Raw genomic sequence first — 12,873 nt, 5'->3', positions numbered from 1 at the left:
GGCATGCGCGACGCGGAAGACAGCCGCCCCCTGCGCCCGCCCGCGCACGTGGCCGTGATCATGGACGGCAACGGGCGCTGGGCGAAGTCCAGAGGGCTGCCCCGCACCGCCGGCCATAAAAAGGGCGTGGACGCCGTCCGCCGGACGGTCGAAGCCGCGGGCGACCTGGGGATCGGCTATCTGACGATCTTCAGCTTCTCGTCCGAGAACTGGCGTCGGCCGGAGGAGGAGGTGTCCGACCTCATGCAGCTCCTGCGCTTCTACCTGCGCAGCGAGATTGCCGACCTCCACCGAAACGGCGTGCGCCTGCGCGTCATCGGCGACCGGGCCCGCTTGTCCAAGGACATTGTCGGCCTGATCGAGAACGCCGAGAATCTGACCCGCGACAACCGCAGGCTGACCCTCGTGGTGGCGTTGAGCTACGGCTCCCGCCAGGAGATCACGCTGGCGGCTCGGCGCTTGGCCGAAGAGGTGAAGGCGGGGACGCTCGATCCCGCGGACATCACCGAGGACCGGCTGTCCGAACGCCTGTTCACCGCCGACATCCCGGACCCCGACCTGATCGTCCGCACCAGCGGCGAGAAGCGCATCAGCAACTTCCTGCTGTGGCAGGCGGCGTATGCCGAGCTGGTCTTTGTGGACACGCTCTGGCCTGACTTTTCCAAGCGTGACCTGGAGGCGGCGATTGAAGAGTTCCACCGACGGGAACGTCGCTTCGGCGCAACCACCGGCACCCGTTAAATCCGGAGACCTGAAGACGCGCGCCATCTCGGCGCTCGTTCTGGCTCCGCTTGTCCTGGCCGCGGTCTGGGCCGGCGGCTGGATTTTCCACGCCCTGATCGCGCTCGGCGCCGTGGCCTCCGCCGTGGAGTGGAGCAACCTCGTTCCCTGCCGCCGCAAGGCTGCTGCCATCGCGTTATCGGTGGCCGGCGTCCTGCTGGCCCTGGCCGCGCAAATCGCCGCCGGGCCGTGGGCGGCCGTCGTCATCGCCATCCTGGCCACCGCCGGTGTCGCGCTGGCCTCGGGCGGGCCGGATCGCGGTCTGTCCGGAGGCGGCGTCCTCTACATCGTGGCCGGTCTGGCCGGTCTGATGTGGCTGCGCGACGATCCGGAGTCCGGCCTCGCCCTGTTCCTCTTCACAATGCTCGGCGTCTGGGCGACCGACATCGGCGCCTACGCCGCCGGACGCACCATCGGCGGGCCGAAGCTGGCCCCGCGCATCAGCCCGAAGAAGACATGGGCCGGTCTGATCGGCGGCATGGCCTCCTCCGCCCTGGTGGGGTGGGGGGTGGCTCTGGCGGCCGGCGCGCAACGGCCGTTGCTGGCTCTTGCGGTGGGCGCCGTTCTGGCTGTGGTGGCGCAAGCGGGCGACCTCTTCGAATCCGCGGTCAAGCGCCGTTACAACGTGAAGGACAGCGGCCATCTCATTCCTGGTCACGGAGGAATTCTGGACCGCATCGACGGGCTGCTCGCCGCGGCCCCGGTGCTGGCCCTGTTCCACGCGACCATCGGCACGGCAATCGCATGGTGGTGACGGGGTCATGGTTGTGAAGGCTGAAGAGGCGGGGAGCGCGCCGCGCCGCGTGACGATCTTCGGTTCGACCGGATCGGTCGGCACGCAGACGGTGGACCTCGTCGCCCGCGATCCGGAGCGCTTCCCGGTGGAGGCGCTGACCGCCAACCGCAACGTCGCCCTCCTCGCCGAGCAGGCGCGGCAACTCCGCCCGAAGCTGGCCGTGGTCGCCGACCCCGCCGCCTACGCCGACCTCAAGGAGGCGCTGGCCGGCACCGGCGTGGAGGCCGCCGCCGGCCCCCAGGCGGTGGCCGAGGCCGCCGAGCGCCCTTCCGACTGGGTGATGGCCGCCATCGTCGGTGCCGCTGGGCTGGAGCCCACGCTGGCCGCCGTGCGCCGCGGCGCCTGCGTCGCCTTCGCCAACAAGGAGGTGCTGGTCTGCGCCGGCGCCCTGATGATGGAGGAGGTGCGCCGCCACGGCGCCAACCTGCTGCCGGTGGACAGCGAGCATTCGGCGATCTACCAGGTCTTCGACTTTGACCGGCTGGACAGCGTCCAGCGCCTGATCCTGACGGCCTCCGGCGGCCCCTTCCGCACCAGGGACCGGGCCTTCATGGCGGCGGCGACGCGCGAGCAGGCGGTCGCCCACCCGACCTGGGAGATGGGCGCCAAGATCTCCATCGACAGCGCCACCATGATGAACAAGGGGCTGGAGATCATCGAGGCGCATTTCCTCTTCGGCGTTCCCGAAGAGAAGATTGACGTCCTGGTCCACCCCCAATCGGTCGTGCATTCGCTCGTCGAGTATGTGGACGGCTCGGTCCTGGCGCAGCTCGGCACGCCGGACATGCGCACGCCGATCGCCTACGCGCTCGGCTGGCCGGCGCGCATCCCGACGCCCGCCGAACGGCTGGACCTCGTCAAGGCCGCAACCTTGACCTTCGAGGCGCCGGACCCCGAGCGATTCCCGGCCCTGAGGCTCGCCCGGGCCGCCTTGCAAAGCGGTGGGGGCGCTCCTACTATTCTCAGTGCCGCCAACGAGGTGGCCGTGCAGTCGTTTCTCGACCGCCGGATCGGCTTTCTCGACATCGAACGGATCGTCGAGGGGGTGTTGGGTACGCTGCCGCACCGGCCGCTCCGCGACCTTGGCGCGGTGCGCGACACCGACGCCGAGGCGCGCCGCGTGGCGGCCGACCGGGTCGCGGCCCTGGCACGCTGAGTCTTTTTCCGGGCGCGGGCCGCGAAGGAACCGCTCCGGGATGCAAAGGATGTGATGGACGTCATGGGCGGCTTCGGGACCACGCTTCTGTCTTTTCTGCTGGTCCTCACCGTGCTCGTGTTTGTGCACGAACTCGGTCACTACCTCGTGGCGCGCCGCAACGGCGTGCGGATCGAGGTCTTCTCCATCGGTTTCGGGCCTGAGCTGTTCGGCTGGACCGACCGCTCCGGAACGCGCTGGAAGTTCAGCGCCATCCCTCTCGGCGGTTATGTGAAGATGTTCGGCGACGCCGACCCGGCGAGCACGCCCGGCGCCCACACGCAGAGCATGAGCGCCGAGGAGCAGGCGGTCTCCTTCCACCACAAGCGGCTCGGCCAGCGGGCGGCCATCGTGGCGGCGGGACCCATCGCGAATTTCCTGTTCGCCATCGTCGCCCTGACCATCCTCTTCGCCACCGCCGGCCAGTCCTTCACCCCGCCGGACGTCGGCGGCGTGCAGCCGGGCAGCGCCGCGGAGCGCGCCGGGCTGCAGCCCGGCGACCTGATCGTCTCGATCAACGGCAGCGGCATTCAGCGATTCGAGGAAATCCGGCAGATCGTCTCCATGCAGCCGGGAGCGCCGCTGGAGATGGTTGTGCAGCGCGAGGGGCGTTCGGTCAACCTGACAGCGACTCCGGACGTGCGCGAGGTCACCGACCGACTCGGCAACACCCACCGCATCGGCCAACTCGGCATCATGCGCGGCGGAGCGGAGACGAAGCGCCACGACCCGCTGACCGCGCTGTGGCAGGCGGGACGGGAGGTCGTCGGCATGGTCTCCGGCACCTTCGTGGCGCTGGGACAGATGATCGAGGGTTCGCGCGGCACCGAGGAGCTGGGCGGACCGCTGCGCATCGCCCAGATGTCCGGCGAGGTCGCGCAATCCGGCTGGTATCCGCTGATCTGGTTCATGACCTTCCTGTCCGTGAACCTCGGCATGATCAATTTGTTTCCGGTTCCGCTGCTTGACGGCGGCCATCTGATGTTCTACGCCCTTGAAGGACTCCGTGGGCGTCCTCTCGGACCTAAAGCGCAAGAATACGGTTTCCGCATCGGGCTTGCTTTGGTATTAACGCTCATGGTTTTCGCCACGTGGAACGATCTCGTTCAGCTTCGCGTGGTGGATTTCTTTAGGGGGCTCATTTCCTGAGGGATGCCCCCAAAGCCAGGGAGCGAGCTTTGCGGGTGTCGAGCAGGGTTCTGGCGTTCGGCCTGATGGCCGGTTGCGCCATGACGACGGTTTCTCTTGCCCTTTCCCACGCAGCCTGGGCCCAGGCGGGCGCGCCCAAACCGGGCGCGGCGAAATCCGCCGCGTTCGGCGATGGGACGCTGGTGGCACAGATGTTCTCGGGCGGCACCATCCGGGACATCCGGGTGGAAGGCGTTCAGCGCATCGAGCCGACGACGGTCCGCTCCTACCTCGCGGTGGCGCCCGGCGATCCCTTCGATCCCGACCGCATCGACCAGTCGCTGAAGGCCCTGTTCAACACGGGCCTGTTCGCCGACGTCGTGCTGAAGCGCGACGGCGATGCGCTGGTGGTGCAGGTGGCGGAAAACCCGATCATCAACCGCATCGCCTTCGAGGGGAACCGGCGCATCGAGAAGGAGAACCTGGAGAAGGAAATCCAGCTCCGTCCCCGCGTCGTCTACACCCGCACGCGTGTCCAGAGCGACGTGCAGCGCATCCTGGACATCTACCGCCGCCAGGGCCGCTTCGCCGCGACGGTCGAGCCGAAGATCATCCAGCTCGACCAGAACCGCGTCGATCTGGTGTTCGAGATCAACGAGGGTGTGCGCACCGGCGTGCGCAGCATCACCTTCATCGGCAATGAGAAGTTCTCCGACGGGACGCTGCGCGAGGCGATCCAGACGCGGGAAAGCGCCTGGTGGCGCTTCATGACGTCGGACGACAACTACGATCCGGACCGCCTGAACTACGACCGCGACCTGCTGCGCCGCTACTACCTCAAGGAAGGCTACGCCGACTTCCGCGTCGTCTCCGCCGTGGCGGAGCTGACGCCTGACCGCGAGGACTTCGTCATCACCTTCACGGTGGACGAGGGCGAGCGCTACAAGTTCGGCAAGATGGACATCAGCACCTCCCTGAAGGCGTTGGACCCGGAGCAGCTGCGCAGCGTGCTGAGCACGCGCGAGGGCGACTGGTACAACGCGCAGGAGGTGGAGAACACCATCACCAAGCTGTCCAACGCCGTTGGTGACCTGCAATACGCCTTCGTGGACGTTCGCCCACGCATCTCGCGCAACCGCGACAACCAGACCATCGACATCGTCTACGACATCGTCGAAGGCCCGCGCGTCTTCGTGGAGCGCATTGACGTGACCGGCAACGTCCGCACGCTGGACAAGGTGGTCCGGCGCGAGATGCTGCTGTCCGAAGGCGACCCCTTCAGCACGACCAAGCTGCGCCGTTCCGAGCAGCGCATCAAGGACCTGGGCTATTTCGAGCGCGTCAACATCACCACCGCGGAAGGCTCGGCGCCCGACCGCACCGTGATGAACGTCGAGGTGACTGAGCAGTCCACCGGTGAAATCTCCATCGGCGCCGGCTACTCGACCTCGGACGGTCCGCTGGCTGACTTCTCGATCCGCGAGCGCAACCTGCTGGGCCGCGGCCAGGATCTGCGCTTCGGCGCCACCGTGTCGGGCAGCCGCCAGGAATACGACGTCTCCTTCACGGAGCCTTATTTCCTGGACCGTGACCTGTCCGCCGGTTTCGACCTGTTCCGCATCACCCGCGATTACCAGGACGAAAGCTCCTTCGACGAGAAGAGCACCGGCATGGCCCTGCGCATGGGTTATCCGCTGACGGAGAACCTGCGCCAGCGCGTCTACTACCAGCTCCAGAACACCGACATCACCAGCGTTCCCAGCTCGGCCTCCCGGTACATTCAGGACCAGAAGGGCTCGCGCCTGACTTCGCTGATCGGGCAGGAGTTGACGTACGACCGCCGCAACAGCCGCCTGAACCCGACCGAAGGCTATTACATCCGGTTGACGAACGATCTCGCGGGTCTGGGTGGCGACGCCCGCTTCCTGCGCAATCGTCTCGGCGCCGGCTATTACCTGCCGCTGTTCGACGACAGCTGGGTCGTCAGCGCCACCGGCGAGGTCGGCTACATTGTCGGCATCGGTGACGACGGCATTGCCCTGTCCGATCGCTTCTTCATCGGCGGTGACACGCTGCGTGGTTTCAACACCGCCGGCATCGGCCCGCGCGACCTGCGCACCGGCGACGCCTTGGGCGGCACCCGCTATTACCGCGGGTCGGTCGAAATGAGCTTCCCGGTCGGCCTGCCCGAGGAATTCGGGCTGAAGGGCCATGCCTTCACCGACGTCGGCACGCTGGGCAAGGTCGACATCAACGATCCGCTCGTCCCCGACGACGAATCGGTCCGCCTGTCGGTCGGCACCGGCTTGTCCTGGCGCTCGCCCTTCGGGCCGATCCGCCTTGACTTTGCGGTCCCGATTCTCAAGGAAGATTACGACAAGAAAGAGATCTTCCGCTTCAGCTTTGGAACCAGGTTCTAACATGCAGTTCAGCAAGCTCAGGGCGCTGGTCGCCGCCGGTGCGGTGTTGGCGGGCGTCGCGATGGCGACGCCGTCCTTCGCCCAGGACAAGCCGACCGACAACCTCAAGGCGCCGGTCATCGCCGTGGTCGACGTGCAGAAGATCATGCAGGAGTCGAACGCCTCCAAGGGCGTCTCGAAGTCCTTCGAATCGCTGCGCGAGACCTACCAGAAGGAAATTGCCTCGCTGGAGGACAAGCTGCGCAAGTCCGAGGAGGAACTGCGCAAGCAGCAGACCGTGCTGGCTCCGGACGCGCTGGCCAACAAGCGCCGCGACTTCGAGAAGCAGGTCGGCGAGGTCCAGAAGACGGTGCAGAGCCGCAAGCGCGCTCTGGAAAACGCTCTGAACGAGGCGATGGCCGTCGTCCACAAGAACATGGTGGAGATCGTGGCCGACGTCGCGCGCGAGCGCGGGGCCAACCTGGTCCTCGCCCGCCAGCAGTTCGTCCTGGTCGACACCCAGCTCGACGTCACCGACGTCGTGCTGGAGCGGGTGAACAAGAAGCTGCCCCAGGTCGCGCTGACCGTTCCCAAGCAGTAAGGCGCGTCGGAACGAGCCGCCACGCTTCCGCAGGGAGGCGTGGCGGCTTTTTGTTTGCGCAAAGGGGGGAGCCGGAATGCCGTCGGCGTCGGGATTGCCAAATCCCCGGAAATGGGGCACAAGGGGCTTCGTCCCGGGCCGCCGCAGGTGCGGCGCGGGGCGTTCTCGTGGATTTTGAAAGGCGGGCGGCCGGACCATGGATGTGACGGCGGACAACAAGAAGATAGCCGACCTCGACATCATGCGGATCATGGAAATGATCCCGCATCGCTATCCGATTCTGATGATCGACCGGGTGATCGACATCACTCTGGGCGAAAGCGCCACCGGCGTGAAGAACGTCACCATCAACGAGCCGTTCTTTCAGGGGCACTTCCCGTCGCGACCGGTGATGCCGGGCGTGATGATCATCGAGGCGATGGCGCAGACCTCCGCCGTGCTGGTGGTCGCCACGCTGGGCAAGGAGTCCGAGGGCAAGCTGGTGTATTTCATGACCGTGGACGAGGCGCGTTTCCGCCGCCCGGTCACGCCCGGCGACACCATCCACATCCACGTAACCAAGCAGCGCCAGCGCGCCAACGTGTGGAAGTTCAAGGGCGAGGCCAAGGTCAACGGTGTCCTGGTCGCCGAAGCCGTCTATTCCGCCATGATCCTGGACGAGAAATGAGCGTTTCCATTCACCCGACGGCGGTCGTCGATCCGGCCGCCAGGCTGGGCGAAGGCGTTTTCATCGGTCCCTTTTGCGTGGTCGGGCCGGATGTCCAACTGGGCGACCGCGTGCGGCTGACCTCTCACGTGGTGGTCGAGGGCCGTACGCGCGTCGGCGAGGACTCGGTGGTCTATCCGTTCGCGTCCATCGGCCACCGCCCGCAGGACCTGAAGTTCAAGGGTGAGCCGTCCGAACTGATCATCGGGCGCAACAACCAGATCCGTGAGCATGTCACCATGAGCCCCGGCACCGAGGGCGGCGGCATGGTTACGCGGATCGGCGACAACGGCCTGTTCATGGTCGGCGTCCACATCGCCCACGACTGCGTCGTCGGCAACAACGCGGTCCTGGCGAACAACGCCACGCTGGCCGGCCATGTGGAACTGGGCGATTTCGTGACCATCGGCGGGCTGTCGGCGGTCCGCCAGTTCGTCCGCATCGGCTCGCACGCCATGATCGGCGGCATGTCCGGCGTGGAGAAGGACGTGATCCCCTACGGCCTCGTCATGGGCGACCGGGCGCGTCTGGCCGGCCTGAACCTCGTCGGGCTGGAGCGTCGCGGCTTCCAGAAGGATGAGATTCACGCCCTGCGCGCCGCCTACCGTCTGCTGTTCGGCAACGAGGGCACCTTCGCCGAGCGCATGGAGGAGGTCGGGCGCGACCTGGGGCAGCAGGCGCTGGTCGCCGACGTTCTGACCTTCGCACGGGCCTCGCGGTCGCTCTGCCAGCCGCGCGAGGGCTGAGGAGCCGTCCGGGCTCCGTTTCCTTGTTCTGTTCCGTGGGAGAGTCCCGGCCATGTCGCAGCCTCTTCCCAAGCTCGGCATACTGGCGGGCGGCGGCACGTTGCCGGCCCGCATCGCCGCCGCGGTGCGCGGCCAGGGGCGCGAGGTCTTCGTCGTCGCCTTCGACGGCCACACCGACCCCGCCACCGTCGTGGGCCTTCCTCATCTGTGGAGCCGCTTCGGCGCCGCCGGCAGCATCATCGACCGGTTGAAGAAGGAAAAGGTCGGGGAGCTGGTCTTCGCCGGACCGGTGCGCCGGCCGTCATTCACCGAGCTTCTTCCCGACTGGTACACCACCAAGTTCCTCGCCAAGGTCGGCACCCGCGCGCTCGGCGACGACGGGTTGCTGCGCTCCGTCGCGCGCGAACTCGAAGGGGAGGGGTTCCGCGTGGTCGGTCTGCACGAACTCCTGGGCGAGCTTCTGACCCCGGCTGGGCCGGTGGGCCGGCTGCGTCCGGACGGCGAGGCGGAGCGCGACATCGCCCGTGCGGTCGAGGTCGCCCGCACACTCGGCGCTCTGGACGTCGGGCAGGGCGCCGTGGTGCAGCAGGGGATCGTGCTCGCCGTCGAGGCCATCGAGGGCACCGACGCCATGCTGGCCCGCTGCGCCGGGCTGGCGCGGCCCGGCGCGGGCGGCGTGCTGGTCAAGGTGAAGAAGCCGCAGCAGGACCGCCGCCTTGACCTGCCCACCATGGGGGTGACGACCGTGGAGAACGCCGCCCGCGCCGGTCTGCGCGGCATCGCCGTCGAGGCGGGCGGCAGCCTGCTGGTGGACCGCGTCGCGGTGGCCGAGGCTGCCGACCGGCTGGGTCTCTTCGTCGTCGGCATCACCGTTGCGTCGGAGGCCCGGTCGTGAGCGATCCGCTGATTTTCCTGATCGCCGGGGAGCCCTCCGGCGACGCGCTGGGCGCGCGGCTGATGGCCGCCTGCAAGCGGCTGACCGGCGGGCGGGTGCGCTTCGCCGGCATCGGTGGCGAGAAGATGGTCGCGGAGGGGCTGGAGAGCCTGTTCCCGATGGGCGAACTGACCCTGTTCGGCGTGTTCGAACTGCTGCCCCATCTGCCGAACCTGCTGCGCCGCATCGACCAGACGGTCGCGGACATCCTGCGGCTGCGGCCCGACGCGGTGGTGGGCATCGATTCGCCGGGCTTCACGGTGCGGGTGTCCAAGCGGGTCAAGGCACAGGCGCCGGAGATTCCGCTCATCCACTATGTGGCGCCCACCGTCTGGGCCTGGAAGCCGAAGCGCGCCGCCAAGTACGCGGCGATCTATGATCATCTGCTGGCTATCCTGCCCTTCGAGCCGCCCTATTTCGAGAAGGAAGGGCTTCCCTGCACCTTCGTCGGCCATTCGGTGGTGGAGAGCGGCGCCGGGCATGGCGACGCGCAGCGCTTCCGGGAGACCCACGGGCTGGCACCGGATGCGCGGATCGTCGCCGTCCTGCCGGGAAGCCGGAAGGGGGAGGTGTCCCGCCTCCTCCCCGACTTCCGCGCCACGCTTGAGCGCTTGCTGCCGTCTCATCCGGAACTGGTCGCCGTGGTGCCGACCGTGGCGACGGTGCGTGACCGCGTGGCGGCGGAGGTGGCGGGCTGGCCGATGCCCACCATCCTCGTCGAGGGCGACGGCCCGAAATACGATGCCTTCGCCGCGGCGGAAGCCGCGCTGGCGGCGTCCGGGACGGTGGCGCTGGAACTGGCGTTGGCGCGCCTGCCGACGGTGATCGCCTACCGCCTCAACCCAGTGACGGTGGCCTTGTACCGGCGGCTGATCCGGGTCAAATACGTCAATCTGGTCAATCTGATGCTCGACCGCATGCTGGTGCCGGAACTGCTTCAGGAGGACTGCCGCCCCGACCGGTTGGCGTCCGAACTGGGGCGTCTGCTCGACGATCCGGCCGCCCGCACGGCACAGATCGACGGGGTGATGGAGGTGGCGCACTGGCTGGGGCAGGGCGGAACGCCGCCCAGCGAGCGCGCTGCCCAGGTCGTGCTGGAGGTTTCTGCCGGCCAGCCGCATAAGACGAGGCCGGATAAGACAAGAGCGCAAGAACCCGCTTGGGAGAAGAGACCATGAGCCAATTCCGCCTGCTGCACACGATGCTCCGGGTCTATGATCTGGAGAAGTCGCTGGACTTCTACACCCGCCTGCTCGGCATGAAGCTGCTGCGCCGCAACGATTATGAGGGCGGCCGCTTCACGCTGGCCTTCGTCGGCTATGGCGATGAGAAGGACACCGCCGTCCTGGAGCTGACCCACAACTGGGACCAGGCCGAACCCTACGCCATCGGCACCGCTTACGGCCACATCGCGCTGGGCGTTCCAGACATCTACGCCACCTGCGAGCAGCTCGCCAAGGAAGGCGTCAAAATTCCGCGCCCGCCCGGCCCGATGAAGCACGGCACCACCGTGATCGCCTTCATCGAGGACCCGGACGGCTACAAGGTCGAGCTGATCGAGACGAAGTAACCGGTCTCACAGCGTTTTGTAGAAGAGGACGGTGTCATGGAAGGCGCCGTCCGCTTCCACCGTGTAGCCGGGAATCAGCCCGGCCCGCTGCCAGCCCGTCGCCTCGTAGAAAGGCTCGCCGCGGTCGCCCTTCAGCGTGTCGAGCACCAGAAGCGACCGCTCCAGACCACGGGCGGTGTCCTCCACCGCCGCCATCAGCCGTCGCGCGACTCCGTTCCGGCGGTAGCGGGTGAAGACGAGCAGCTTCTGCACCTCGGCGCGGTGCGCGCCGTTCGGCTTGCTGCAGAGCGCCAACTGCACGCTTCCCAGCAACTCTCCCTCCGGCCCACGGGCGATCAGCAGACGGTGCGCGCCGCCCGACAGCAGCTTGGCCACGCCGCCCCAGAAGGCCCGCTTCCAGTGAGGGGCCAGCGGGGCGTGGTAGCCCACCGAAGCGCCGCTGTTCACCGCGTCCTCCAGAAGCGCTTCCAGTTCCGCGCGCAGGCGGCCGTCATCGAGAGTGGAGATGTCGGTGATGGACAAGGTCATGGTCATGGGAAGTGCCGGGATGGTTCGGTGTCTGCGCCCAAGCCTGCCCGCCGCTCCCCCGGTCCACAATTGACTTCGCAGGGCATGGGTGTGAGGAATTCTCACATCGACCTCCGGAGACGCCACCGATGCCGCGCCTTCCCCTTACCGCCTTGGCCGCCTTCGAAGCGGCATCCCGTCACGGCAGCATGACGCGCGCCGCCGACGAGCTTGGCCTGACACATGGCGCGGTCAGCCGACAGGTGGGTGATCTGGAGAAGCGGCTGAATGTCCGTCTGTTCGATCGCACCCCGCAGGGGCTTCACCTGACCGACGCCGGGCGCGATCTCGCGCAGGCCTGCACCGCCGGGCTGGGGCGGGTTCAGGAGAGTTGGGACCGCATCGCTGGACAAGGGCCGGAACGGCTGCGCATTGCCGCGCCGCGCACTTGGGCGGCCTTGTGGCTGGTGCCGCGTCTGGGGCGCTTCCTGGATAGCCGGCCGGGCCTGCGGCTGGACATCGAGGGGGGCAACACGGATCGCGCGTCGGAGGCCGAGGCGGGCTGGGCGGTCATCCGCTACGTGCGCGGCGGCGATCCGGGTCCCGACGGGACGCTGCTGTCGGAAGAGCCGCTGTTCCCGGTCTGTGCGCCGTCGCTGGCCGAGCGGCTGTCCGGTCCGGCCGACCTGTCCCGCCAGACGCTGCTGCATTATCATACCGATGGCGCATGAAGGCTTCCATTGCTTGGAATTCATGCGAATTGCGGCCACCAGTGGAACCATGTGGCGGCGCGGATACGGTCGGGATCATCGGCGAGACCGCAGCAGCGATCGGCGAGTGCTTGATCGAGGGCATCGAGATCCTCGAAGTCGGTGTTGGCGATCGTCTCGTTAGTCAGTGGCCAGAGATGCTCGGCGGGCTGCAATTCGGGGGAATACGGGGGTAAGAACTCCAGCGTGATGCCCTCCGGGATGTCCAGCGAGCCGGCGACATGCCAGCCCGCGCCATCGAGGACGATGAGCACCTGCTTGGTGGGCCCGGCCCCGACCTCGCGGGAAAAGGCGTCCAGGATAGCACCGAACATGGGCGCATCGAGGCCATCGACGAGGAACCAGATCACCTGTCCGGTGCTCGGCCGTACGAAGCCCGCGAGATACATCCACTCGAAGCGCTGGTGGCCGCGCGCCACCGGCCGGCGGCCGCGCGGCGCCCACACTCGGCGGAGCACCGGCTTCAGCCCGACGCGATGCTCATCCATCGCCCACACCTCCAAGGGTGTGTCCGGGTCTTCCTGCTGGAGGGCCTGCACACGGCGGCGGAACCGGGCCTTGAAGACCTCCTGGGCCAAGGGATCGGCTTCGGCGTGGCGGGGGCGCGGTATTTGGCGGGTGAAGCCGAGCCGGCCCAGATAATCGGTGCCGCGCCGGGGTGAGACGAGCCGGCCAAGCATGCCGGCGATCCACTGGGCGACCGAGTGGCCCGTCCACAAACCGCGGCCGGGCGGCGGATCG

The 12,873-nt window shown here is 67.8% G+C and carries 14 protein-coding genes; 12 read left to right on the top strand and 2 right to left on the bottom strand.

The window, feature by feature from the left end; translation table 11 throughout:
- The first annotated feature begins 3 nt into the window (after window positions 1–3).
- From Q4I23_RS01515 to gloA, 11 genes are all read left to right on the top strand, one after another.
- Entirely contained in the window at window positions 4–741 is a 738-nt protein-coding gene (locus Q4I23_RS01515; RefSeq protein ID WP_454018185.1) for an isoprenyl transferase, read from the top strand.
- Window positions 686–1,534 carry a phosphatidate cytidylyltransferase gene (locus tag Q4I23_RS01510; protein ID WP_454018186.1) on the top strand — a complete coding sequence of 283 codons (849 nt, stop codon included), beginning with the start codon at window positions 686–688 and terminating at the stop codon, window positions 1,532–1,534. Before Q4I23_RS01515 ends, Q4I23_RS01510 begins: the two co-directional genes overlap by 56 nt.
- A 7-nt stretch (window positions 1,535–1,541) precedes the next feature.
- Window positions 1,542–2,732: a 1-deoxy-D-xylulose-5-phosphate reductoisomerase gene (locus Q4I23_RS01505; protein WP_498525082.1), complete on the top strand. Its 1,191-nt coding sequence runs from the start codon at window positions 1,542–1,544 to the stop codon at window positions 2,730–2,732.
- Between the two features lie 54 nt (window positions 2,733–2,786).
- Window positions 2,787–3,920: an RIP metalloprotease RseP gene (rseP, locus tag Q4I23_RS01500; protein WP_498525102.1), complete on the top strand. Its 1,134-nt coding sequence runs from the start codon at window positions 2,787–2,789 to the stop codon at window positions 3,918–3,920.
- A gap of 29 nt (window positions 3,921–3,949) precedes the next feature.
- Window positions 3,950–6,319, top strand: coding sequence for an outer membrane protein assembly factor BamA (bamA, locus tag Q4I23_RS01495; protein ID WP_498525081.1), 2,370 nt, complete (start codon window positions 3,950–3,952; stop codon window positions 6,317–6,319).
- Between the two features lies 1 nt (window position 6,320).
- Complete coding sequence (locus Q4I23_RS01490; protein ID WP_014240159.1) at window positions 6,321–6,899, top strand: OmpH/Skp family outer membrane protein; 579 nt, start codon at window positions 6,321–6,323, stop codon at window positions 6,897–6,899.
- Window positions 6,900–7,095: 196 nt separating this feature from the next.
- Window positions 7,096–7,566: a 3-hydroxyacyl-ACP dehydratase FabZ gene (gene fabZ, locus Q4I23_RS01485; RefSeq protein WP_035673111.1), complete on the top strand. Its 471-nt coding sequence runs from the start codon at window positions 7,096–7,098 to the stop codon at window positions 7,564–7,566.
- Entirely contained in the window at window positions 7,563–8,351 is a 789-nt protein-coding gene (lpxA, locus tag Q4I23_RS01480) for an acyl-ACP--UDP-N-acetylglucosamine O-acyltransferase (protein ID WP_454018189.1), read from the top strand. The genes fabZ and lpxA overlap by 4 nt, the downstream gene beginning before the upstream one ends.
- Window positions 8,352–8,403: 52 nt before the next feature.
- Complete coding sequence (locus tag Q4I23_RS01475) at window positions 8,404–9,246, top strand: LpxI family protein (RefSeq protein WP_498525080.1); 843 nt, start codon at window positions 8,404–8,406, stop codon at window positions 9,244–9,246.
- Entirely contained in the window at window positions 9,243–10,463 is a 1,221-nt protein-coding gene (gene lpxB / locus Q4I23_RS01470; RefSeq protein WP_498525079.1) for a lipid-A-disaccharide synthase, read from the top strand. Before Q4I23_RS01475 ends, lpxB begins: the two co-directional genes overlap by 4 nt.
- Window positions 10,460–10,855 carry a lactoylglutathione lyase gene (gene gloA / locus Q4I23_RS01465; protein ID WP_014240164.1) on the top strand — a complete coding sequence of 132 codons (396 nt, stop codon included), beginning with the start codon at window positions 10,460–10,462 and terminating at the stop codon, window positions 10,853–10,855. The genes lpxB and gloA overlap by 4 nt, the downstream gene beginning before the upstream one ends.
- Window positions 10,856–10,861: 6 nt before the next feature.
- On the opposite strand, the gene Q4I23_RS01460 is transcribed toward gloA, so the two are convergent.
- Window positions 10,862–11,389: a GNAT family N-acetyltransferase gene (locus Q4I23_RS01460; RefSeq protein ID WP_454018192.1), complete on the bottom strand. Its 528-nt coding sequence runs from the start codon at window positions 11,387–11,389 to the stop codon at window positions 10,862–10,864.
- A 122-nt stretch (window positions 11,390–11,511) separates the two neighbouring features.
- Between Q4I23_RS01460 and Q4I23_RS01455 the strand changes: the two genes are divergently transcribed.
- Window positions 11,512–12,093, top strand: a complete 582-nt coding sequence (locus Q4I23_RS01455) for a LysR family transcriptional regulator (RefSeq protein WP_498525078.1) — start codon at window positions 11,512–11,514, stop codon at window positions 12,091–12,093.
- A 20-nt stretch (window positions 12,094–12,113) separates the two neighbouring features.
- On the opposite strand, the gene Q4I23_RS01450 is transcribed toward Q4I23_RS01455, so the two are convergent.
- On the bottom strand, window positions 12,114–12,873 hold a 760-nt coding region (locus tag Q4I23_RS01450; protein WP_498525077.1), incomplete at its 5' end, for an IS630 family transposase.

The sequence above is a fragment of the Azospirillum sp. UFLA03-27 genome (assembly GCF_059803775.1).
This window is presented reverse-complemented; position numbering and strand designations above follow the sequence as displayed.